The 23,911-nt window shown below is 55.4% G+C and carries 18 protein-coding genes and 1 pseudogene; 9 read left to right on the plus strand and 10 right to left on the minus strand.

Features of this window, described 5'->3' with window-relative positions; genetic code table 11:
* Nucleotides 1-38: 38 nt before the first annotated feature.
* The 3 genes and pseudogenes from IV01_RS13335 to IV01_RS13330 form a co-directional block, all read right to left on the minus strand.
* A complete protein-coding gene (locus IV01_RS13335) occupies nucleotides 39-1,718 on the minus strand; it encodes a recombinase family protein (protein WP_195758781.1) in 1,680 nt (559 codons plus the stop codon).
* 31 nt (nucleotides 1,719-1,749) lie between these two features.
* Nucleotides 1,750-2,436, minus strand: a pseudogene (locus IV01_RS0125035) (DNA-processing protein DprA); the annotation flags it as partial.
* 123 nt (nucleotides 2,437-2,559) lie between these two features.
* On the minus strand, nucleotides 2,560-3,585 hold the full coding sequence (locus IV01_RS13330) for a LysM peptidoglycan-binding domain-containing protein (protein WP_032628477.1): 1,026 nt from the start codon (nucleotides 3,583-3,585) through the stop codon (nucleotides 2,560-2,562).
* Between the two features lie 140 nt (nucleotides 3,586-3,725).
* Between IV01_RS13330 and def the strand changes: the two genes are divergently transcribed.
* From def to trkA, 4 genes are all read left to right on the plus strand, one after another.
* Nucleotides 3,726-4,232: a peptide deformylase gene (gene def / locus IV01_RS13325; protein WP_032628478.1), complete on the plus strand. Its 507-nt coding sequence runs from the start codon at nucleotides 3,726-3,728 to the stop codon at nucleotides 4,230-4,232.
* 133 nt (nucleotides 4,233-4,365) lie between these two features.
* On the plus strand, nucleotides 4,366-5,325 hold the full coding sequence (gene fmt / locus IV01_RS13320; protein WP_032628479.1) for a methionyl-tRNA formyltransferase: 960 nt from the start codon (nucleotides 4,366-4,368) through the stop codon (nucleotides 5,323-5,325).
* Nucleotides 5,322-6,638 carry a 16S rRNA (cytosine(967)-C(5))-methyltransferase RsmB gene (rsmB, locus tag IV01_RS13315; protein WP_032628480.1) on the plus strand — a complete coding sequence of 439 codons (1,317 nt, stop codon included), beginning with the start codon at nucleotides 5,322-5,324 and terminating at the stop codon, nucleotides 6,636-6,638. The genes fmt and rsmB overlap by 4 nt, the downstream gene beginning before the upstream one ends.
* 169 nt (nucleotides 6,639-6,807) lie before the next feature.
* Nucleotides 6,808-8,181 carry a Trk system potassium transporter TrkA gene (trkA, locus tag IV01_RS13310; protein ID WP_032628481.1) on the plus strand — a complete coding sequence of 458 codons (1,374 nt, stop codon included), beginning with the start codon at nucleotides 6,808-6,810 and terminating at the stop codon, nucleotides 8,179-8,181.
* A 115-nt stretch (nucleotides 8,182-8,296) separates the two neighbouring features.
* Here trkA and IV01_RS13305 read toward each other — a convergent pair whose 3' ends face one another.
* Together IV01_RS13305 and IV01_RS13300 are read right to left on the minus strand one after the other, a co-directional pair.
* Complete coding sequence (locus tag IV01_RS13305) at nucleotides 8,297-9,184, minus strand: lysophospholipid acyltransferase (RefSeq protein WP_032628482.1); 888 nt, start codon at nucleotides 9,182-9,184, stop codon at nucleotides 8,297-8,299.
* A 38-nt stretch (nucleotides 9,185-9,222) separates the two neighbouring features.
* Nucleotides 9,223-9,774 carry a DNA-3-methyladenine glycosylase I gene (locus tag IV01_RS13300; RefSeq protein WP_032628483.1) on the minus strand — a complete coding sequence of 184 codons (552 nt, stop codon included), beginning with the start codon at nucleotides 9,772-9,774 and terminating at the stop codon, nucleotides 9,223-9,225.
* An 80-nt stretch (nucleotides 9,775-9,854) separates the two neighbouring features.
* Between IV01_RS13300 and glyQ the strand changes: the two genes are divergently transcribed.
* From glyQ to IV01_RS13280, 4 genes are read left to right on the plus strand one after another with little or no spacing between them, the layout of a single operon-like run.
* Entirely contained in the window at nucleotides 9,855-10,808 is a 954-nt protein-coding gene (glyQ, locus tag IV01_RS13295; protein ID WP_020292021.1) for a glycine--tRNA ligase subunit alpha, read from the plus strand.
* Nucleotides 10,805-12,859, plus strand: a complete 2,055-nt coding sequence (gene glyS / locus IV01_RS13290) for a glycine--tRNA ligase subunit beta (RefSeq protein WP_032628484.1) — start codon at nucleotides 10,805-10,807, stop codon at nucleotides 12,857-12,859. The genes glyQ and glyS overlap by 4 nt, the downstream gene beginning before the upstream one ends.
* 13 nt (nucleotides 12,860-12,872) lie before the next feature.
* Entirely contained in the window at nucleotides 12,873-13,421 is a 549-nt protein-coding gene (gmhB, locus tag IV01_RS13285) for a D-glycero-beta-D-manno-heptose 1,7-bisphosphate 7-phosphatase (protein ID WP_032628485.1), read from the plus strand.
* A gap of 51 nt (nucleotides 13,422-13,472) precedes the next feature.
* Entirely contained in the window at nucleotides 13,473-14,243 is a 771-nt protein-coding gene (locus tag IV01_RS13280) for a lysophospholipid acyltransferase family protein (protein WP_032628486.1), read from the plus strand.
* Nucleotides 14,244-14,411: 168 nt separating this feature from the next.
* Here IV01_RS13280 and IV01_RS13275 read toward each other — a convergent pair whose 3' ends face one another.
* The 3 genes from IV01_RS13275 to IV01_RS13265 are packed head-to-tail and all read right to left on the minus strand — an operon-like array spanning nucleotide 14,412 to nucleotide 18,609.
* Nucleotides 14,412-15,836, minus strand: a complete 1,425-nt coding sequence (locus tag IV01_RS13275) for an ATP-binding protein (protein ID WP_032628487.1) — start codon at nucleotides 15,834-15,836, stop codon at nucleotides 14,412-14,414.
* On the minus strand, nucleotides 15,833-17,644 hold the full coding sequence (locus IV01_RS13270) for a DAHL domain-containing protein (RefSeq protein ID WP_032628488.1): 1,812 nt from the start codon (nucleotides 17,642-17,644) through the stop codon (nucleotides 15,833-15,835). The genes IV01_RS13275 and IV01_RS13270 overlap by 4 nt, the downstream gene beginning before the upstream one ends.
* Nucleotides 17,641-18,609: a cytochrome-c peroxidase gene (locus tag IV01_RS13265; RefSeq protein ID WP_032628489.1), complete on the minus strand. Its 969-nt coding sequence runs from the start codon at nucleotides 18,607-18,609 to the stop codon at nucleotides 17,641-17,643. Before IV01_RS13265 ends, IV01_RS13270 begins: the two co-directional genes overlap by 4 nt.
* Nucleotides 18,610-18,824: 215 nt before the next feature.
* Here IV01_RS13265 and IV01_RS13260 point away from each other — a divergent pair, with 215 nt between their 5' ends.
* Nucleotides 18,825-20,180 carry an HD domain-containing phosphohydrolase gene (locus IV01_RS13260; protein WP_032628490.1) on the plus strand — a complete coding sequence of 452 codons (1,356 nt, stop codon included), beginning with the start codon at nucleotides 18,825-18,827 and terminating at the stop codon, nucleotides 20,178-20,180.
* Between the two features lie 195 nt (nucleotides 20,181-20,375).
* Here IV01_RS13260 and gyrB read toward each other — a convergent pair whose 3' ends face one another.
* Nucleotides 20,376-22,793, minus strand: coding sequence for a DNA topoisomerase (ATP-hydrolyzing) subunit B (gene gyrB, locus IV01_RS13255; protein ID WP_032628491.1), 2,418 nt, complete (start codon nucleotides 22,791-22,793; stop codon nucleotides 20,376-20,378).
* Nucleotides 22,794-22,797: 4 nt separating this feature from the next.
* Entirely contained in the window at nucleotides 22,798-23,901 is a 1,104-nt protein-coding gene (recF, locus tag IV01_RS13250; RefSeq protein ID WP_032628492.1) for a DNA replication/repair protein RecF, read from the minus strand.
* Nucleotides 23,902-23,911: the final 10 nt, after the last annotated feature.

Here is a 23,911-nt window from a genome sequence, read left to right on the forward strand (position 1 = left end):
AATCAGAATTTTAATTCTGGTTTTTGAGGGCTGGGTTATCAATTTGTTTTAAGGTCGAACATTGTCTGTAAATCCCCGAGACCAAATTCTTGGAGAATATTTTTCAAAGGGAATACTTTTGTCGTCTCACTAATGCGCTCATCTACATTCGAATTTTTGCGGTGCATTCTGAATACCGTGCTACGTGTACTTTTAATATGTGAAGCATAGAATACAATATCGTTCGATTTAAAAAATGAATTGAGTTTAGCCCTGCCATCATCTGTCTGAAACAGGTCAATTATTGTTTGAGTGTCTTCAATGGTTATACCATCGCTGCCAGCGTCATCAAGAAGTGCAATAGATCTTTTAAGTGATTCAATCTCTATTTCCAAACTCGACATTTGACGCATATATTCTGTCGGTACGTTGTAGTCCGCCTCAATCATTCGGAGATTCATACCGTCGAGCTTTGTTCTGGAAGCGACTAGCTTTTTCCGCTTTTCTTCCAGTTCAATATTCTGCTGGCTATCATCAATTTTTAATAGATTATTTATTCTAGGATTCAGATACCGGGCCTGGGTCGAAATTCCTTTAAAATCCTTTGTGATACCTGTTGCAACTCTATTGATAAGATAAACACATTCTAATAACGAACCAAAAACATATTCAAACCGAACGTTATCAGCGTTACATATATGCTTTTGAATCCGTGAATTATCACATTTGAAAAATGGGTATATTTTCCCCTTGTATCTACTCCCCCGGTGGTCGTAGTACATTTTTCCACCGCATTGCTCGCAATATATACAATGCTTGAAAATGTTGAAGTCTTGTTCTGTTCTCCTACCCGACCAGTTTTTTTGTTTGCGATTTGACATAGTATCAACAACCTTATAGAACAAGCCGGGCTCTATAAGGTTGGGATAATAGTTTTCGATAAACCCAGTTAATATTTTCCTGGCTTTACCATCTGCGGTATATTCAACGCGATGTGTCGCCATGCAACCGATAACAGTTTTGTTCTTCAGGATTTTATTAACTGTACCGTTGTTCCATTTTTTTAGAGACGTTTCGTTTGTTTTCGTGATTGCAGTATTAAGTCCAAATTTCAGCAGTAATTCAAAAAGCTTTTGGATTTCTTCTTGTTCTTCTTTATGAATGACAAACTTACCGTGTTCCACACGCAAGCCGTAAGGGATGGATTTGCCCTTTTTGATTATGACTTCGCCATTTTCTGCTTTGGCTTTACGTGCTTTCCAAGCTGATAATAAACGACCAGATTTTGTTTCAGATTCCTCGTTCGCCCGTTTGGCAATCAGGCTAATCATCAGCAGGTTTTCAAAATCTCGGGATGGGTCGTTATACGAGTACGTTTTTTGGTCCACAGTCGTGTAGATGTTGATACCTTTTTTCAAAATACCTTGAAGAAGCTCTACACCATCAAGCACCCGTTGGCGTGTTATTCGGTCAATACTCTCAACGACCAGATAATCCCCCGCACGAATGGCACCGCTGCCCATCCTGTCTAACATTTCTTTGAAATTGCCTGACCGGGCGTTGTCGCCCCTGAACGCCGATTTGCCCTTGTCGTATACGACCTCCACGATTTTGGTCCCTGTGGACGTCTCAAACAGTTCCAGAGCCGTTAACTGACGGTTTTCGCTATCCCCGGTGGCTTGGATAGCACGAGAAAATCTGATGTATGCGTATGCTTTTGGCACGATGGAGAGATCCAAAAAATTCACTCGGCAAACTATATCACCTGATGATGATTCTGTTACGCCGTGGAAAGTTACTGGCGTTGGGACCGGCGTCCAGCGGGAACTCGGAAACCACCGCGCTTCCCTCCTCAATCATCCGCGCTGCCAACGACCGATGGCGCTGTGGATAAAGTTTTTCGATGCCGGTGCCCAACACGCCAATTGTCGCGCCGCCGACATCCAAAGCGCCTTGATGCGCAGCGCCATCGATGCCCAACGCCAAGCCACTGGTAATCACGAATCCGGCACCTGCTAGGCTCTTGGCGAAAGCGTTGGCCGTGTCCAGCCCAGGACGCGAAGCGCGGCGGCTGCCGACCATGCCCAACTGCGGGCGATCAAGGATAGTGGCGTTACCAGCCACGAATAATAACGGCGGAGGGTCGGGAATTTCCGCGAGCAGCGCGGGATAGTTCTGATCGTCCCACATCAGCAATTGCTGGCCCGAACGCTCTAGCCAAGCCAGTGCAGCACTTGCGCCGTCTCGGATATCCGGGTCGCGACGGGCTTCGGCGCACGCCGTCGGCAGCCCTAACGCACGCCATGCACTGGCAGGTGCGCTAAGGGCTGCGGAGGCAGATCCAAAAGCATTGATGAGCTTCATGAAGCGTTTGCCACCGACCTCCGGTAAGCGATGCAAGCGCAGGCGCGCTTCCAGTTCTGCAGGCGAAGGGGCAGCTTTTTCGAACAGCGGCATGAGATCTTCCTTGATCTGTAGCCCACCAAAAATGGTGGACTATCCTGTGGATAACTCTGTTGACAACAATTTGATAAGTGGTGGTACGACGACAGAAATCTGTATCAATTCTGCAACATACCCTTACGGGTTTCGAACCTTATCCATGACCGCCAAAGAACGGTTAGCGTGCAACACCAGTCCATAGCTGAGCTTGTCGTAGGTGCGGAAAATCATCAGCAGACCCGAGCGCTCGTCAGGAATTTTGACTTGTTCACCGGTGATGCGATCCCGGACTGTTTCGCCGGTCTTGTAAATGGCGAGTACGTTGCCTTCCGCCAGACCGTCACGCTTGCCCCGGTTGACGGTGACAACGTCAAAGACACCAATCTGCGTCACGCCGCGCGGCACATCAATGATCAGGCCTTCGATATTCGATTGCGGGGAGCTTGGCATGAAGGTCGATGTTATCGGCCGTTCCTCGCTGCTGAACAGACGGTCGCCCAGCCGAACTTCCTGATTGGAGCGCTGCAGCGCCAAGGTCGACATGTCGCCTTCGCCAGCAACAATTTCTGCACCGCCGATGTCGTCGGCGTTGATGCCCAGCACCTCTTTGGTCACTGGATCAACGTAGACCTTGCCCTGACGAAAGATGCCGTAGACCCGATGCTCTGGCTGGAAGGTGCCACGGGCATAGATGCGATCACCGACGCCGCTCAACACGCGCTCGGAATCGCCCGCGACGATATAGGGCGCCCGGTCGAACTCCTGGGGGGTGTCGACGATCCGATTGCTGAGCAGAAAAGCATTGATCGCGCCCAGAGGAATGCTCGGCACCGCTTCGACCATCGGCGTGCTGCGCACCCGTGGCGATAGTTTGATGGTGCCGCGCGACTCACCCCGATTGACGGTCAGACGCGGCTGACCATCGACGTAGCTGAGCATCAAGGTATCGCCAGGGTAGATCAGATCAGGGTCGTGGACCTGCGGATTGGCGCGCCAGATTTCCTGCCACTTCCAGGGTTCATTGAGGAATTTCCCGGAAATGTCCCACAACGTGTCACCGGCGACTACGGTGTAAGTTTGCGGATGGCCTTCCTTGAGCTGCACCTGCGCCTGCACAAGACCTGTCGCGGCCAAAAGCAGCAGGGCGAGTAGTGATTTCCTCATGCGGTGAATCCCTTTATCATGTTGCTTCGCGTGAACATAGAGTCTGACAGGCTCGAATTAAAAAAATGGTTGCCCTGCTTGGACGTCCAAACCCCGGCAGCCGATTTTGACTTTACCCTACAAGTGCAGCTCTTACGTATATGGCTATCCTAAACATTCTCGAGTTTCCCGATTCGCGCCTGCGCACCATCGCCAAGCCGGTGTCCGTAGTAGACGACGGTATTCGCCAATTGGTCGATGACATGTTTGAAACCATGTATGAAGCGCCAGGTATCGGGCTGGCCGCCACCCAGGTCAATGTGCATAAACGCGTCGTGGTCATGGACCTCAGCGAAGACCGCAGCGAGCCTCGGGTTTTCATCAACCCGGAGATCGAAACCCTGACCGACGAGATGGACCAGTATCAGGAAGGCTGCCTTTCTGTGCCAGGCTTCTACGAAAACGTCGATCGCCCGCAGAAAATCCGCATTAAAGCCCTGGACCGCGACGGTAAGCCTTACGAGGAAATCGCCGAAGGTCTGTTGGCTGTGTGCATCCAGCACGAATGCGATCACCTGAACGGCAAACTGTTCGTCGATTACCTGTCCAACCTGAAGCGCGACCGAATCAAGAAAAAGCTCGAAAAACTGCATAAGCAGAATGCTTGATTTGTCGACCCGCACACAATCCGTAGGAGCGCGCTTGCCCGCGATAGCAGTGTGTCAGCCACCTTCCTGTTGCTGAAAGAATGCTATCGCGGGCAAGCGCGCTCCTACCGTCATATTCCTCATTGAGAAGCCCATGACTGAGCCACTGCGCATCGTCTTCGCCGGCACCCCCGAATTTGCCGCCGAACACCTCAAGGCCTTGCTCGACAGCCCTCACCAGATCATCGCGGTCTATACCCAGCCTGATCGCCCGGCGGGTCGTGGACAAAAGCTGATGCCAAGCCCGGTCAAACAACTGGCTGCGCAGCATGACATCCCGGTCATGCAACCGCCGACCTTGCGCGATGCGGCGGCTCAGGAAGCACTCGCCGCGCTCAACCCCGATTTGCTGGTGGTCGTCGCTTACGGCTTGATCCTGCCGCAAGTGGTACTGGATATCCCGCGTCTGGGTTGCATCAACAGCCACGCCTCTTTGCTGCCACGCTGGCGCGGCGCCGCTCCGATCCAACGCGCCGTGCAGGCTGGCGATGCCGAAAGCGGCGTCACTGTGATGCGCATGGAGCTGGGCCTGGATACCGGGCCGATGCTGCTCAAGGCCGTTACCCCGATTACCGCTGAAGATACCGGCGGCACCTTGCATGACCGTCTGGCAGAACTGGGTCCGCCCGCCGTTCTGCAAGCCATTGCCGGTCTGGCTGACGGCACGCTGGTAGGCGAAGTCCAGGACGACTCCCTCGCGACTTACGCCCACAAGCTCAACAAAGACGAAGCGCGCATCGACTGGAGCCGTCCGGCTGATGAGCTTGAGCGGCTGGTCCGCGCTTTCAATCCATGGCCGATCTGCCACAGCACGCTGAACGGCGAAGCTCTGAAAGTTCTGGCCGCGAGCCTGGCCGAAGGGCAGGGCGCGCCGGGGGAAATTCTCGAAGCAAGCAAAGATGGCCTGATCGTGGCCTGTGGGGACGGCGCCTTGCGTCTGACTCGCCTGCAATTGCCCGGCGGCAAGCCGCTGAATTTCACTGATCTGTTCAACAGCCGTCGCGAGAAATTCGCCATCGGCACCGTGCTGGGTCACCAGGAAGCGGCGCAATGAACCCGCGTCTGGCCGCTGCCAAGGCCTTGGCCGCTGTACTCAGCGGTAAAGCTTCGCTGAACAGCTCGCTGCCCACGCAACTGGACAAGGTTGAACTGCGTGATCGCGGTCTTACCCAGGATCTGGCATTCGGCACCGCGCGCTGGCAGCCACGACTTTCCGCGCTGGCCGCCAAGTTGCTGCAGAAGCCCTTCAAGGCTGCCGACGCCGACGTCGAAGCCTTGCTGCTGGTGGGTTTGTATCAGTTGCTCTATTCGCGCATTCCGGCCCATGCCGCCATCGGCGAAACCGTGGGTTGCGCCGACAAGCTGAAAAAGCCATGGGCCAAGGCCTTGCTCAATGCGGTATTGCGCCGCGCCCAGCGAGAAAGCGAAGCACTGTTGGCTGAGCTGGAGCATGACCCGGTCGTGCGTACCGCTCACCCGCGCTGGCTACAAAAAGCGCTGAAGGCTGCATGGCCTGAACAATGGGAAGCGATCTGCGCCGCCAACAACGCCCATCCGCCGATGATCCTGCGGGTCAATCGTCGCCATAACAGCCGCGATCAGTACCTTGAGTTGCTGCGCGGCGCCGATATTCAGGCTATCGCCTGCACCTTCAGCCAGGACGGCATTCTGCTCGCCGAACCTTGCGACGTGCGCAGCCTGCCAGGCTTCGCTGAAGGCTGGATCAGCGTGCAGGACGAAGCCGCGCAACTGGCCGCCGACCTGCTCGAACTCGCCCCAGGCCAGCGGGTGCTCGACGCCTGCTGCGCCCCCGGTGGCAAGACTTGCCACTTGATGGAAGTGCAGCCGGCATTGGCGAGTGTCGTGGCGGTGGATCTGGAAGCCAAGCGTCTGGTTCGCGTACGGGAAAACCTCGAACGCCTGGGGCTGAGCGCTGAACTGATCGCCGCCGATGCCCGGGATACCAAAGCGTGGTGGGACGGCAAGCCGTTCCAGCGGATCCTGCTGGATGCCCCGTGTTCGGCCACCGGCGTAATCCGTCGCCACCCTGATATCAAGCTGACCCGTCAGGCCGATGACATTCCCGCACTGGCGACGCTGCAAGGCGAATTGCTCGACGCCCTTTGGCCGACATTGCAGGTGGGCGGCATACTTTTATATGCCACCTGCTCAACGCTGCCGATGGAAAATACCGAAGTCATTGAAGCTTTCCTGACCCGTACATCAGGTGCCCGTGAATTGGACATCGCCGGTCAACTGGGCCAACAGCCCCCGGGCCTGAAACAACCTCACGGACGCCAGTTGCTGGCTCAGGAAGGCGGGCACGACGGGTTTTATTACGCCAAACTGATCAAGATCGCGGGTTGATCGCGAGCTGATTCCGGCACTTATCGGGCTGAATGAAACCCCGTGGGACCGGCTTTAGCCGGGAAGGGGCCGGACCAATCGCCACATTTGCTTTATAAGGAATGCCGCCTTCCCGGCTAAAGCCGGTCCCACAAAAACAGAGCATTCCGCCGCTTCAAGGAGCAACCGATTGAAAATCATCATCCTCGGCGCAGGGCAGGTTGGCGGTACGCTGGCTGAGCATTTGGCCAGCGAAGCCAACGACATCACAGTGGTCGACACTGATGGCGACCGGTTACGTGATCTGGGCGACCGCCTGGATATCCGCACCGTGCAGGGACGCGGATCGTTCCCAACGGTGCTGCGCCAGGCCGGAGCTGACGATGCCGACATGCTGGTGGCGGTGACCAATAGCGACGAAACCAACATGGTTGCCTGTCAGGTCGCTTATACCTTGTTCCACACGCCGACCAAGATCGCCCGCGTGCGGGAAGCCGCGTATCTGACCCGTTCCGGGCTGTTTGATAACGACGCGATCCCGGTGGATGTGCTGATCAGCCCTGAGCAGGTGGTGACCAATTACATCAAGCGCCTGATCGAGTACCCAGGTTCGCTCCAAGTGATCGACTTCGCCGGTGGAAAAGCCCAACTGGTCGCGGTGAAGGCGTATTACGGCGGACCACTGGTAGGCCAGCAACTGCGTCAATTGCGCGAACACATGCCCAATGTGGATATGCGGGTGGCCGCGATCTTTCGTCGCGACCGGCCGATCATGCCCCAGGGCGACACAGTCATCGAAGCGGACGACGAAGTGTTTTTCATCGCCGCCAAAGCTGACATTCGCGCGGTGATGAGTGAAATGCGCCGCCTTGATGAAAACTACAAACGTATCGTGATTGCCGGCGGCGGGCACATTGGCGAGCGGTTGGCCGAGGCGATCGAAAGCCGCTATCAGGTCAAGATCATCGAGATGAATCCGGCTCGCTGCCGCTACCTGTCGGAATCCCTGAACAGCACCGTGGTGTTGCAGGGCAGTGCGTCGGATCGCGATTTGCTGATGGAAGAGAACATCGCCAACACCGATCTGTTCCTCGCGCTGACCAACGACGACGAAGCGAACATCATGTCGTCATTGCTGGCCAAGCGGCTCGGTGCGCGCAAGGTAATGACCATCATCAATAACCCGGCGTATGTGGATCTGGTGCAGGGCGGGGAAATCGACATCGCGGTCAGCCCGCAACTGGCGACGATTGGCACCTTGCTGGCCCATGTGCGACGTGGCGATATCGTCAGCGTTCACTCTCTACGCAGAGGGGCAGCGGAGGCAATCGAGGTGGTCGCCCACGGCGATCCGAAATCCAGCAAGGTGATCGGCCGTGCCATCAAAGACATCGCGCTGCCATCGGGTACCACCATCGGCGCGATCATCCGCGCCGACGAAGTCATCATCGCCCACGACGCCACGGTCATCGAATCCGGCGACCACGTGATCATGTTTCTGGTGGATAAGAAGTACATCCGAGATGTGGAGCGGCTGTTTCAGGTGGGGTTGAGCTTTTTTTGAAGCATCTCGTACTCGTTGGAGCGAGGCTTGCCCGCGAAGAATTAGACGCGGTGTGCCTGACAGACCGAGGTGACACATTCGCGGGCAAGCCTCGCTCCAACAAAGCTCATAATGTTCAATACCAGCGAGCTTCCCCCGCCGGACGCTTCTTGAAGCGCTTCATGGTCCACATGTACTGGCTTGGATAGGCCCGGACATATTTCTCGACCACCTTGCTCATGGCCGCCGCCGAGGTTTCGGTATCGGTGCTGTACATGGCTTCAGGCGCCGCTTCCAGAACCACTTTGTAGCCCGAACCATCCGGCAGGCGCATGGCATGCAGGAACACACCCACTGCCTTGCCGCCGGCCAGCATGTTCGGCACAAACTTGCTGGTCAGCGCCGTGGTCGCGAAGAACGGCACGAAGATTCCCGCTGATTCAGCTGGCTCCGGATCCGCCGGAATGCCCACCGAGCCACCTTTACGCACTTCCTTGATGACGCTGAGAATGCCTTCCTTGGTGGACGCTGCTACCCGGTTACCGAGCTGCACGCGCTGTTTGCGCAGCAGGTCATCGACCGCCTTGAGCTTGGGGGGACGATAGAAAATGATCGGTTTGCATTGGCTGCAATAGAAGTGGTTCAACACTTCCCAGTTACCCAGGTGGCTGGTGATGCCGACCACGCCTTTACCCGAAGCCAGCGCCTCCTTGAGCACGTCGAGGCCTTCCACTTCGCGGACCAGGTCGATGGACTTCTGAGCGGGCCAGATCCACGCGCAGGCGCTTTCGGTCAACGTCTTGCCAATGTCCATCAAGCTGCGACCCACCAGACGCTCACGCTCGGCGGGATCCATTTCCGGGAAGCACTTGGCCAGATTGATACGCGCCACCTCTCGCGAACGGTTCGGCAGCTTCCACATCAGCCAGCCGATACCCGCGCCAGCCCATTGCACAACGCGCCAGGGCAACAAGGCAAACAGTCGCAACGCGCCCACCATAAAGGCACCTTTAAACTTTTCCACAGATCACTCCCTAAAACTCAAGGCGGCCATTGTAACCATCAGCGAGTCAAAACCGCGTATCGATCACAATCCACCGTATGGTCCATGACCATGCCGCTGGACTGCATGTAGGCGTAACAGATGGTTGGGCCGACGAAGGTGAAGCCGGCTTTCTTCAAGGCTTTGCTCATGGCCTCGGCCTCGGGCGTGATGGCCGGGACTTCGCTGCGGCTTTTGAAGTGGTTGACCTTCTGTTTGCCTCCCACGAATGACCAGAGGAATGCGACCGGATCATCCAGCTTCAGCCATGCCTGCGCGTTGCGCCGAGCGGCGTTGAGCTTGAGACGGTTACGGATGATGCCCGGTTCCTGCATTAACGCCTCGACCTCATCGTCAGTCATCGCGGCGATACGATGCACGTCAAAGCCAAACATTACCTCCCGATAGCGGGCGCGTTTTTTCAGAACCGTGATCCATGAAAGCCCCGCCTGGAACCCTTCGAGCAAAAGCAACTCGAAGAGCTTCTGCGCATCGCGCAACGGCACGCCCCACTCCTGATCGTGATAATCGATGTAAATCGGCTCTTCGTTGCACCAAAAGCAGCGTGGCATAGGGCTCCCAAGGGTAGAGGTGCGGCCGAATCGGGTATACTCCCGCTCTTTAAATCGCAGCCCCAGTACAGGTGAATTTCGTGAGCCAGCCTACGCCAGCCGTGCGTACCTTCCAAGACTTGATCCTCGCCCTCCAGCAATACTGGGCCGAGCAAGGTTGCGTGGTACTTCAGCCCTACGATATGGAAGTAGGCGCCGGTACTTTCCACACCGCCACGTTTCTGCGCGCCGTTGGCCCGGAAACCTGGAACGCCGCCTACGTACAGCCAAGCCGCCGTCCCACTGACGGCCGTTATGGCGAAAACCCGAACCGCCTTCAGCACTATTACCAGTTCCAGGTAGTGCTCAAGCCTAACCCGGACAACTTTCAAGAGTTGTACCTGGGCTCGTTGAAGCATGTCGGTCTGGACCCGCTGGTCCACGACGTGCGCTTCGTTGAAGACAACTGGGAATCGCCAACGCTGGGCGCCTGGGGTCTGGGCTGGGAAATCTGGCTCAACGGTATGGAAGTGTCGCAGTTCACTTACTTCCAGCAAGCGGGTGGTATCGAGTGCTACCCGGTTACCGGGGAAATCACCTACGGTCTGGAACGCCTGGCGATGTACCTGCAGAACGTCGACTCGGTCTACGACCTGGTCTGGGCTGACGGTCCGTTCGGGCGCGTGACTTATGGCGATGTGTTCCACCAGAACGAAGTGGAGCAATCGACCTACAACTTCGAACACGCCAATGTCGACAAGCTGTTCGAACTGTTCGATTTCTATGAAAGCGAAGCCAAGCGTCTGATCGAACTGGATCAGCCGCTGCCGCTGCCAAGCTACGAAATGGTTCTGAAGGCCTCCCATACCTTCAACCTGCTCGATGCACGTCGCGCCATTTCGGTCACCGCTCGCCAGCAATACATCCTGCGTGTGCGGACCCTGGCGCGCTCGGTGGCTCAAGCTTACCTGATGGCTCGCGCCAAGCTGGGCTTCCCGATGGCGCCGCCTGATCTACGTGATGAAGTATTGGCCAAGCTGGAGGCGCAACAATGAGTGCTCAAGATTTCCTGGTTGAACTGGGCACCGAAGAGCTGCCACCCAAAGCGCTCAATACCCTGGCCGACGCGTTTCTCGCCGGTATCGAAAAAGGCCTGCAAGCTGCAGGCCTGACGTACAGCGCCAAGCAGGTTTATGGCGCGCCGCGTCGTCTGGCTGTTTTGATCACTGCTCTGTCCACCCAGCAGCCTGATCGCAGCGTCAATCTCGATGGCCCGCCTCGCCAGGCGGCTTTCGATGCTGAAGGCAATCCAACGCAAGCTGCCCTGGGCTTCGCCAAGAAGTGCGGCGTTGATCTGAGCGAAATCGATCAGAGCGGACCGAAGCTGCGTTACAGCCAGAGCATTGCCGGCAAGCCAACCGCTAGTCTGCTGCCGACCATCGTCGAAGATTCCCTGAACGACCTGCCGATTCCCAAGCGCATGCGCTGGGGGGCTCGCAAGGAAGAGTTCGTGCGTCCGACCCAATGGCTGGTCATGTTGTTCGGCGATCAGGTAATCGATTGCACGATTCTGGCTCAGACGGCTGGCCGTGATTCTCGTGGTCACCGCTTCCATCACCCGGAAAGCGTGCGTATCACGTCGCCTGCCAGTTACCTGAGCGATCTGCGTGGTGCTTACGTATTGGCCGACTTCAACGAGCGTCGTCAACTGATCACCAAGCGCGTCGAAGAGTTGGCGACCCAGCACGAAGGCACTGCCATCGTGCCGCCAAGCCTGCTCGATGAAGTGACTTCGCTGGTCGAGTGGCCGGTGCCGCTGGTGTGTTCCTTCGAAGAGCGCTTCCTTGAAGTGCCTCAGGAAGCACTGATCACCACCATGCAGGACAACCAGAAGTATTTCTGCCTGCTGGATGCTGAAGGCAAGTTGCTGCCGCGTTTCATCACCGTGGCCAACATTGAAAGCAAAGACCCGCAGCAGATTGTCCTGGGTAACGAGAAAGTCGTTCGCCCACGTCTGACCGATGCCGAGTTCTTCTTCAAGCAGGATAAGAAGCAGAAGCTGGAAACCTTCAACCAGCGCCTGCAGAACGTTGTATTCCAGGCTCAACTAGGCAGCGTTTACGACAAGGCTGAGCGGGTTTCCAAGCTGGCGGCCTTTATCGCGCCACGTATCGGTGGCGACGCTCAACGTGCCGCTCGCGCTGGCCTGCTGTCCAAGTGCGACCTGGCGACAGAAATGGTCGGCGAATTCCCGGAAATGCAGGGTATTGCCGGTTACTACTACGCCAAGGCTGACGGCGAGTCAGAAGATGTCGCGCTGGCGCTGAACGAGCAGTACATGCCCCGCGGTGCTGGCGCTGAACTGCCAACGACCCTGACCGGCTCGGCTGTGGCGATTGCTGACAAGCTGGACACACTGGTCGGCATCTTCGGCATCGGCATGCTGCCCACCGGCAGCAAAGACCCGTATGCACTGCGTCGCGCTGCGCTGGGCATCCTGCGGATTCTGATCGAGAAGCAGCTGGATCTGGACCTGATCGAAACCGTGAAATTTGCGGTCGCTCAGTTCGGTGCCAAGGTCAAAGCTGCGGGCTTGTCGGAACAGGTTCTGGAGTTCGTCTTCGACCGCCTGCGTGCACGTTATGAAGATGAAGGTGTCGAGGTTGCCGTCTACCTGTCGGTCCGTGCGTTGCAGCCGGGTTCGGCACTGGACTTCGACCAACGTGTTCAAGCGGTGCAGGCATTCCGCAAACTCCCGGAAGCGGCTGCTTTGGCAGCGGTGAACAAGCGCGTATCGAATCTGCTCGGCAAAGCGGAGGGCAACATTGCCCAGACCGTAGAGCCCAAGTACTTCGATAACGCTAACGAGTTCTCCCTGTACTCGGCGATCCAGCAGGCAGACCAGGCGGTACAGCCGATGGCCGAAGCCCGTCAGTACGCTGAGACGCTGGCGCGTCTTGCCGCCTTGCGTGAACCTGTAGATGCCTTCTTCGAAGCGGTCATGGTCAACGCCGAGGATGCCAGCGTACGGGCTAACCGTTATGCGTTGCTGGCGCGGCTGCGTGGCCTGTTCCTGGGTGTCGCTGACATCTCGCTGCTGGGCTAAGAAGGGGCGTAGTGTGAAGTTGCTGATCCTTGATCGGGACGGAGTGATCAACCATGACTCCGACGCTTATATAAAGTCGGTGGAGGAGTGGATTCCGATCCCCGGCTCGATCGAGGCCATCGCGCAACTGAGCAAGGCTGGCTGGACAGTAGCCGTCGCTACCAACCAGTCGGGCATTGCCCGCGGTTACTACGATCTTGCAACCCTCGATGCCATGCATGCGCGCTTGCGCGAGCTCGTGGCAGAGCAGGGCGGCGAGGTCGGTTTGATCGTCTACTGTCCGCACGGGCCCGATGAAGGCTGCGATTGCCGCAAGCCCAAGCCGGGAATGCTGCAGACCATCGCCCAACACTACCAAGTGGAGCTGGCGGGTCTATGGTTCGTGGGCGACAGTAGCAGTGACCTGAAGGCTGCGCTGTCCGTCGACTCACAACCGGTTTTGGTGAAGACCGGCAAAGGCGAAAAAACATTGGCGGGTGCATTGCCCGTCAATGTGTTGGTTTTTGACGATCTCGCGGCGGTTGCCGCAGAACTTATCCACAAAAGCGCATTGCCAGCTTAAGCGGCGGTGCGACTGATTGAACGGGCTCAAGCCCGTACGGTAAAACTAGCTATGTCGATCATGCAGGCAATCAGAACCTTTTTCTTTTACCTGCTGCTGGGCACCAGTTCGTTGCTGTGGTGCACGCTGAGTTTCTTTATCGCGCCGTTCCTGCCATTCCGCGCCCGCTATCGCTTCATCAATGTCTATTGGTGCCGATGCGCGCTGTGGCTGACACGCGTTTTTCTCAACATCAAGGTAGAGGTCACCGGGCAGGAAAACGTACCGGTAACGCCTTGCGTGATTATTTCCAATCACCAGAGCACCTGGGAAACCTTCTTCCTGTCCGCGCATTTCGAACCCTTGAGCCAGGTGCTCAAGCGTGAGCTGCTGTACGTACCGTTCTTTGGTTGGGCGATGGCGATGCTGCGCCCTATCGCCATCGACCGTGACAACCCCAAGGCGGCGCTAAAGCAGATCGCCAAGAAGGGCGATGAATTGCTCAAAGATGGCGTCTGGGTGCTGATCTTCCCCGAGGGCACCCGGGTGCCGTTTGGTCAGGTGGGCAAGTTCTCTCGGGGCGGCACCGCTCTGGCGGTTAACGCTGACCTGCCGGTCCTGCCTGTTGCCCACAATGCTGGCAAGTATTGGCCGAAAGAGGGCTGGGGTAAAACCCCAGGTACCATCCAGGTCGTCATTGGCGAGCCCATGTACGCAGAAGGCACTGGACCCCGGGCTATCGCCGCACTGAATGATCGCGTTCAAACCTGGAATGAAGACACCCAAAGGGCGCTGGGTTCTATCGCCGCACCGGCGTCGAGCAGCGAAGAAGTACCAACATGACTTTTGTGGATAACCTGTGCACTGTTTTTGATTTTTTTCAAAAAATAGTGCCCAACCCCTTGGTTTGACTGCTTATTTCAGAAGCTCATTAACGGGCCAAAAACGTGCATAAGTTTAGCTATGTCCGATTGTGGCGTCATCGCGACCTCGCTGGCCGCTGATGAAACCTCAGGGCAGGGGTGCCGTATCGAGTGCCTTTGTTTGCCTGATTGGTAGCTCTACGCGAAAGGTTGTACCCACACCTTGTTCACTCCTGACCGTGATCGTACCTCGATGTTTTTGCACGATCCCGTAGGAAAGCGACAATCCCAGACCGGTGCCTTTACCGATAGCTTTTGTGGTGAAGAAAGGATCGAATATCTTCTGCTGGGTTTCGAGGCTCATACCTGATCCGTTATCCGCCACCTCCAGCCAGATGCGATCACCCGAAGTGCCGCCACGCAGGGTAATAGTGCCTCGCTCGGCACCCATGGCCTGCACGGCATTTACCACCAGATTCATGATCACCTGATTGATTTGCGAAGGAAGGCATTCGATCTGCGGCAAAGTCGCGTAGTCCCTGACTACATCAGCCTTGTACTTGATCTCGTTGGCAACGATGTTCAACGTGGACTCAATCTCCTGCCGCAAATCACTCCACTGCCATTCCTGATTGGTATCAACCCGTGAAAAATTCTTCAGGTCTTTGACTATTTTTCCGACTCGGGCCACGCCGTCCTTGGTTTCCTTGATCAACACAGGAACATCTTCCTTGAGGTAATCCAATTCTATGCGATGCCTCATAGCGCGTAGTTGCTCTCGGACTTCGTCACTCTGCTGGGTGGCCTCGCTGCCCTCATACGCATCCAGCATCAGCAACAGCTGGCCGAAATAGGTTTCGAGTGAGCCGAGATTTGAAGAAATGAAACCGATCGGGTTGTTGATCTCATGAGCCACACCTGCCGCCAGTTGCCCGAGGGAGGCAAGCTTCTCTGACTGAACAAGCTGGTTTTCCAACTGTTTACGTTCGTCAATCTCATGCTGCAGCGCGTCACTGGCGAGCTTGAACTCCAAGGTTCGTTGCTCGACTCGCTCTTCCAGGCTCTGCAGTTGTAGCGAGGCGCGCCGAGTCATCTCCCACTTGCTTACCAAGGTATTGGCCAACTGCTGCACTTCGATATTGTCGAAGGGCTTCTTCAGTATCAGCAGGCGGTCATGCCCATGGAGCCGATCCAACAGGTCCTCCCAGGAGTAGTCGGTGAAAGCCGTACAAACGACTATCTGCAAGCCTGGGTCAACCTTCCACAGGTGTTCGATGGTTTCGACCCCGTCCCAGCCCTGTGGCATACGCATATCGATGAATGCCAACGCGTAAGGCAGGTTGCGGGCTAGTGCTTGCTCAACCAATGCCAGACCTTCCTGCCCGCGGTAGGCACAGTCAAGTTCGAACGGTGGCGGTTGGTGAGTTTTAACTTCTCCACCAAACAGCGCAGCTTCCATCAGATCCAGCTCTGAGTCGCCATCATCGACCGGCATCAGAATCTTGCGAAAGTCCTGGTGAATCGAATCGGTGTCATCTACTAGCAGGATGCGTCGGTTTGAGAGCGTTCTCATGCAACCTCCACGACAAGTTTTAAAGGTAACTCGAGCATAAATGTTGCTCCCCTACCCGGGCCGTCGCTGTGGGCGGTCAACCGCCCGCTCATCTCGACTGCTGCGAGAGCGCAGCTGTGCAATCCGAAGCCGTGACCATCTTTGCGGGTAGTAAAGCCATGAGTAAAAAGCTTATTCATGTTCTCCGGCAAAATCCCCTCACCGTCGTCCGTGACACTGATCTGCAATGTAGCCCCTTCAACGGTCTTTACCTGCAAGGTAATCTGTCGAGAGCGGCCCGGAAGGTCCAACATGGCCTGTTTGGCGTTACTGATGAGATTGATGAGGATCAACAGAAGACGGTGCTTGTCCCCCATAATGAGCGGGACTTGCTCGAACTCGCGTACCACAGTGACTTGATGCCGGGTTAGGGCCCCGGCGTTCATGCGCAGGGCATCCTCAAGCAACACGTTGATGGATAACGGCTCTTCGAGCTTTGCAGTGCCTGCATAGGATTGCTGGGTGGCGACAATTTCCTTGATGTGGTCCACGCTCGCGGTCAACTGGGCCAATTCGTCACGCATGCTTTGCTGTTCAATGGCGATAGCCTCGGACAACTGGCTCAAGTAAGGCGCAAGCATCTTCCCTTTCTCATCATGATCAATAAAGTGACCCAGATCCTCTTTATGGTCATTGATCATCTGCACTACTTTACTCAAGCCGAGGGTCTTGCTTGCACGCAACTTACGGATCAGAAGGTCAGCGGAAATATTGACGCTGTTAAGCACATTGCCAACGTTGTGCAGCACGTTGGTAGCGATTTCCGCCATGCCTGCTTGCCGTGCAGCCGCAAGCAGTTCGCTCTGAGCTTCACGTAATTGTCGGGTACGAGACTCGACGCGCTCCTCGAGCTTTTCGTTGGCAACCTGCAGCGCCTGGTTCACACGATTGATTTCGGAATAGCTGCGCGCCAAACGGCTCCCTGTGAAAATGAGCAGTGCCAATAACAGGGCGGCAAATATGATCGTGTAGACCTGATATTTCTGGTCAATCCGATTAGCCTCACGTTCATCTGCGTTTATATCCAGAGTGATCATTTCCAGCGAAGGCGCAACCGGAACACTTGCGATGCTTTCGAGCAAACCATTGACCCTGGGTTGCTCGCGCAGGATAAGCCTGACGTGATTGAGAACAATATCGATCGGTGCTTCGAACGAAGCGGGCAGCCTCGATTTATCGACGGCTACCCCGCTAAGGCCCAATTCAATGCTATGGGCTAGGTCGTCGCTGGTGACTTGGGCGAATTCCAGACTGCTCAACAACAAGTCATAAATATCTGCCGATATTTTATGCACCCGAAGCTTTTCGACATCCTCAAGATCATTCAGCTGAGCCTGGATGTCATCCTCGGCAGTCGGTAAGAAAGCCAGAGAGTTACGCAAGATGGCGTTGTGGGATTTGAACTGTTCAACCAGCCGCTGCTTCTCTCTGAATGTGTTGGCAAAGGCATCGCGGCGCTGGTGCCGCAGCTCCGCGCTATCAACGCTATGTTCAAGCCGCAGGCTCTGAAATTTTTGCCACCGTTTGTTTATTTGCGCCAGTGGCATCACGAGCGGATCGTAATTATGCGAGACGGCAACCCTGGACTTGAGGATCTCGTTATTCCATTGAGCGTCCAGTTGTTGTATCTCGCGGATCAAATCTCGCGCAATCGCATAATTATCAGTCTGAAGGATGGAAGATCGGACATAGAATGACACCAAGGCCGCAGTGATCAGAAACAACGCGAGCGGGACGACCCGGTAGAGCAGGCTGGTCAGCAAGCTCATAGGGAAGACCCTATGAAATCGCCGGTCAACGTCTTGAGAAACAGGATGATAAGCCGTTTGTCTTCCGCAGGAGCCACCCGCCCCAGTTGATAGGTGAACATCACATCAACAGCCTCTTCGAGTGTCTTGGCAGATCCATCATGGAAATAGGGCGCCGTCACGTCGACATTGCGTAAGCCAGGCACCCTGAATACATTGCGATCCTCTTCGGCCCCTGTGATCAGATAACGTCCAAGATCACTATTAGTAGGGTTGCCCCGTGCCTTGAAGTAATCGCCCATTACACCGAATTTCTGAAACATATTGCCGCCGATATTGACGCCCTGATGACACGCGATACAGCCATAAGACTTGAAGCGCTGATAGCCGTATTTTTCTTCAAGCGTCAGGACCTCAGTATTCCCGGCAAGGTATTGATCAAAGCGCGAATTGGGTGTGCGCAGAGTGGTTACGTAGCTGGCCAGCGCATTTTGCACATTCTGCGCGGTCAGCCCGTTGGCATACGCTTTGCGAAATTCCTCTGAATAAGTAGCGTCTCGGCCCAGGGTGGCGACGACGTTTTCCCAAGTGTTTCCCATCTCTACGTGGCTGACGACAACCTCTTTGACTTGGTCTTCAAGAGTGTCGACGCGGCCGTTCCAAAACTGGATGAAGTTCAGGCTCGCATTGAAAACGGTGGGTGTATTGACATCGACAGCCTGGCCGTCGAAGCCAATGGAGAACGGCTTATCATCGGCACCGTTTTTGCTCAGATTATGGCAACTGGCGCATGACAGCGTGTTATTGACTGACAACCGTGAATCATTGAACAGCTGTTTACCCAGCGCCACTTGTTGCGCGTCCTGAGGTGGCGCAGCGGGTAATGGTTTGAGGGGTTCATCAAGCGGCTCTGCTTTCGCCATGACTGATAGGAGCGACAGCACGCACATCAGACTTAGGGTAAGGGCTCGGATCAATTGACTCATACGAATTATCTTCCTGAGAATTCGACCTCGCCTGTAGCACGTCGAGTCGACCTGCCCTGAGTTCAGGGCGTTGGCGCGTTTTTTATGTCATAGCGATTTCAATCGTCTGGTTTTCTGCGTACAACAAGAATATTGGTATACAAGGTGTATCGGCCGGTTTAGTAGTGGCTTGATCAGCCCTTGCTCGTTAATGGATCTAGCAAATAAGGTGCAAGATGGAAAAATCATCATTGAATGCCGCACCGTCCAAGGCCCGCATTCTGCTGGTTGATGACGAAGAATCTATTCTTGGTAGCCTGCGTCGGCTTTTACGCGGCCCGTCGTACGAACTATTCGTGGCAGACAGCGGGTTGAAAGCGCTGGAAATCATGCAGGATCAACCAATTGATCTGGTCATAAGTGACGCCAGGATGCCGAACATGGATGGCGCCACTTTGCTTTCCACCATCCGCGAACAATATCCACAGACTTTCAGAATTTTGCTCACCGGGTATGCAGACCTGGACATGATCGCCAAAGCGATTAACGAAGGGCAGATCTATCGCTATCTGAGCAAGCCCTGGGATGACCAGGAATTATTGTTGACCGTTGCCCAAGCCGTTGCTCATCAACAATCCGAATTCGAAAGAAAGCGCCTACTGGCACTAACCCGTGAACAAAACGAACAGTTGCAGGCACTCAATGCGGGCCTTGAAAAACGTGTGCAGGCGCGCACGGCTGAAATCGAACAAACGGCAGATATGCTGGATTTGGCCTACGAAGAACTAAAACGCAACTACGCAATTACCGCTGAAGTTTTCTCACGAATGGTCGAATCTCGCTTGCCACAGGGTAAGCAAACCAACCGGCCGATCATCGAACTGGTTCGGGCGTACTGCAGAGCTCATATACCCAATGAGGCAGACAGTCGTAATCTGGCTATTGCTGCGGCACTGCACAATATCGGAAAGGTGAGCTGGACCGATGCGATGATGAGCGCGCCTGCGGAACAACTTCATCACACTGAACGCGAACGCTATCGAGCTTATCCTGCGCACAGCGAAGCGCTGCTGATGACTCTTGAGCCCATGAAAGATGCAACGCGACTAATCCGCAGCCATCAGGAGCGCTGGGACGGTACCGGTTTCCCGGATCGCTTGAAGGGGAGTGCGATTCCATTTGGTTCGCGGTTACTGAAACTGGTAGTGGATTTCATCGAGCTACAACGCGGGCTGATTCTTGAACGCAAAATGAATTCCGATGAAGCTTTGCTGTTCATCCGCAAATACGCGGGCAAGCTTTACGATCCTGAGTTGGTCGAGGTGTTCGTTAAAGTCTGTGCTGAGCATCTCATGGACGTCACTACAGGTGACCCTACCGTGAAAGCAGTTACCACCCGCGAGCTGGTGCCCGGGATGATTCTGGCACGCAACCTCAATGCCGATAACGGCATGCTATTACTCAACGTTGGGAAGCCACTCACCGCGGTACTGGTGGAAAAGCTCATCAGCTTCGAAGCGATGGAGGCTGCCAAATACACCATATTTGTAAAAGTGCCTGAAGAGGCACAAAACTCCGGCACCGCGACCTGACATTTCGCCCGGAGGAAAAGACCGCCACTGAAGAGTCGCGGTCTTTTTATGCGCCAACCGATGGCGCCGGGGCTGTTGTTGCATCTGGAACAAGCGGGAACCCAGCAATTAAAAGGGCAGGGGTAGAGGTTTGTGCCGAACATCAGCCATAAAAAACCCGGCGCGGAGGCCGGGTTTCTGGAGTGGGCTGACCTCTTAGAAATCGAGGTTAGACACCGCCAAGGCATTGCTTTCGATGAAGTCGCGGCGAGGTTCTACCGCGTCGCCCATCAAGGTGTTGAAGATCTGGTCTGCACCGATGGCATCTTCAATAGTCACTTTTAGCATCCGGCGAACCGATGGGTCCATGGTGGTTTCCCACAGCTGGTCGGGGTTCATTTCGCCCAGACCTTTATAACGCTGGATGGTGTGGCGCTTGGTGCTTTCTGCCATCAACCAGGCCAAGGCTTCTTTGAACTCGTTGACCGGCTTCTTACGCTCGCCACGCTGCACGTATGCGCCTTCTTCCAACAAGGTGCTGATCTGCGCGCCCAAGGCGGTGACCGTCTTGTAGTCGTTGCTTCCGAAGAAGTCACGGTTGAAGGTCACGTAGTTGGAAAGACCGTGAGAGATCAGTTCAACCTCCGGCAGCCACACGTTACGTTCGCGATCTTCACGCAGGCTGGCTTTATAAACCAGGCCGGACTTCTCACCCACTCGCAGACGAGCATCGAAGAGTGCCAACCAGGCCTGCATGCCTTCGTGATCGGACAGCTGTTCCAGAGACACCGGCGGCAGGTAAACGAAGTGCTCGGTCAGTTCCTGAGGATACAAGCGCGACAGACGCTTGAGGGTCTTCATGACCATGCGGAAGTCGTTAACCAGACGCTCAAGAGCTTCACCGGAAATGCCTGGGGCATCTTCGTTAAGGTGCAGGCTGGCATCTTCAAGGGCCGACTGCGTCATGTACTCTTCCATGGCGTCGTCGTCTTTGATGTACTGCTCTTGCTTACCTTTCTTGACTTTGTAAAGCGGCGGCTGAGCGATGTATATGTAACCACGCTCGATCAGCTCTGGCAGCTGACGGAAGAAGAAGGTCAGCAGCAAGGTACGGATGTGCGAACCGTCGACGTCAGCATCGGTCATGATGATGATGTTGTGATAACGCAGCTTGTCGATGTTGTACTCGTCGCGGCCAATGCCACAGCCAAGCGCGGTGATCAAGGTACCCACTTCTTGCGAAGAGATCATCTTGTCGAAACGAGCTTTCTCGACGTTGAGGATCTTGCCCTTGAGTGGCAGGATCGCTTGGGTCTTACGGTTACGCCCCTGCTTGGCTGAGCCGCCAGCAGAGTCACCTTCCACGAGATAGAGTTCGGAAAGGGCAGGGTCTTTTTCCTGGCAGTCGGCAAGTTTGCCCGGCAAGCCAGCGATATCCAACGCGCCTTTACGGCGAGTCATCTCGCGAGCCTTACGAGCTGCTTCACGAGCGCGCGCAGCGTCGATCATCTTGCCCACGACGGCTTTGGCCTCGTTCGGATTTTCCAGCAGGAAGTCAGAGAAGTATTTACCCATCTCTTGTTCGACTGCCGTCTTCACTTCGGAAGAAACCAGCTTGTCCTTGGTCTGCGAGCTGAACTTCGGATCAGGTACTTTCACCGAAATGATTGCAGTCAGACCTTCACGTGCATCGTCACCGGTAGTCGCGACCTTGTGCTTCTTGGCTAGACCTTCCTGCTCGATGTAGGTGTTCAGGTTACGCGTCAGTGCGGAACGGAAACCCACCAAGTGAGTACCGCCATCGCGCTGAGGAATGTTGTTGGTGAAGCACAGCAGGTTTTCGTTGAAGCTGTCGTTCCACTGCAGAGCGATTTCGACACCAATGCCGTCGTCGCGCTGAATATTGAAGTGGAACACCTGGTTTACCGGAGTCTTGTTGGTGTTCAGGTATTCAACGAACGCACGCAAGCCACCTTCGTATTTGAACAGCTCTTCCTTACCGCTGCGCTCGTCTTTGAGGACGATGCCTACACCGGAGTTAAGGAAGGAAAGCTCACGAATCCGCTTGGCCAGGATGTCCCAGCTGAAGTGGATATTTTTGAAGGTTTCAGCAGACGGCTTGAAGTGGATCTCGGTACCGGTGGTGTCGCTTTCGCCAACGATACGCATAGGTTCTTGTGGAACACCATGAACGTAAGTCTGCTCCCAGATCTTGCCGCTGCGACGTACAGTCAGCAGCAACAGTTCTGACAAAGCGTTAACAACGGAAACGCCTACACCGTGCAAACCACCGGATACTTTGTAGGAGTTGTCGTCAAACTTACCGCCTGCGTGGAGCACGGTCATGATGACCTCTGCCGCCGAAACGCCTTCTTCTTTATGCACGTCTACCGGAATACCGCGACCGTTGTCACGGACGGTAATCGATTCGTCAGGGTGGATGATGATACTGATGTCGTCGCAATGGCCTGCCAAAGCTTCGTCGATCGAGTTATCAACAACCTCAAACACCATATGGTGAAGACCGCTGCCATCGTCAGTGTCACCGATGTACATTCCGGGACGCTTGCGTACGGCATCTAGACCTTTCAGTACCTTGATACTGGAGGAGTCGTACGTTTGGTTTTCGCTCATGCAATCACTCCCGATGGTCGTGGGTCTGGGTGATACGGCCTTGTTCCACGTGGAACAAAGCGACTGGCGTTTCCGTCTGCCAGCCTTCCCTCAATAATTCGTGGTCTACACAGGTAATGAAAACCTGGCAGCGTAAGTCTTCCAGCAAGCGGCAAAGCGCTCGTCGATGTTGCTCGTCGAGCTCGGACGGTAAATCGTCCACCAGGTAAATACATTGGCCGCGTCGCGCTTGGCTGACGAGGTGACCCTGGGCAATTCGCAAGGCACACACAACGAGTTTCTGCTGACCGCGGGACAAGATATCTGCCGCGTTATGTGCGCCCAATCTGAGGCGCAAGTCAGCGCGTTGTGGTCCAGCTTGCGTATGGCCCATCTGCTGGTCCCGATGCAGGGAAGAAGCGAGCACCGTGCTCAAATCTTTTTCCTTGTCCCAGCCGCGGTAATAGCTAAGGGTCAAACCTTCGAGCTCAACCAACTCGCTCAAGGTCTGTTCGAATACGGGCTTCAACGCCTTGATGTAGCTCCGACGAAACTCATCGATTTCATCGCTGGCAAGGCATAATTCCCGGTCCCATGCCGCTTGCGAAGCGCCGTCAAGTGTACCATGCCGCAGCCATGAGTTTCGCTGCCGCAGGGCCTTCTGGAGACGCTGCCAAGTGGCCATGAATCGAGGTTCCACGTGGAACACTCCCCAATCCAGAAACTGCCTTCTGATCTTCGGCGCCCCTTCAAGCAGACGAAAACTGTCAGGATTGATGAGCTGCAGGGGCAATGTCTCGGCGAGCTGAGCAGCACTGCGGGCGTTCTGCCCATCGATGCGTATCTGAAATTCGCCCTGGCGATCCCGGGAAATACCCAGATTGCTGTGCCCGCCTTCTGCGAGATCAACCTGGCCAAACACAGTGCAGGCAGGTTGTTCGTATTGAATGACCGGGAGCAAGCGAGCGCTGCGAAACGAACGCGCAAGGCCTAGCAAATGAATGGCCTCCAGCACGCTGGTTTTGCCACTGCCGTTTGCGCCGTGAAGGATATTGATACGGGGGGAAGGGGAGAAGGTCACCGGTTGCAGATTGCGCACCCCGGTGACCGAGACGCGGCTAAGAGACATCTAGGTTCTG

Source organism: Pseudomonas syringae, assembly GCF_000737245.1.
Lineage (GTDB): Bacteria > Pseudomonadota > Gammaproteobacteria > Pseudomonadales > Pseudomonadaceae > Aquipseudomonas > Aquipseudomonas syringae_J.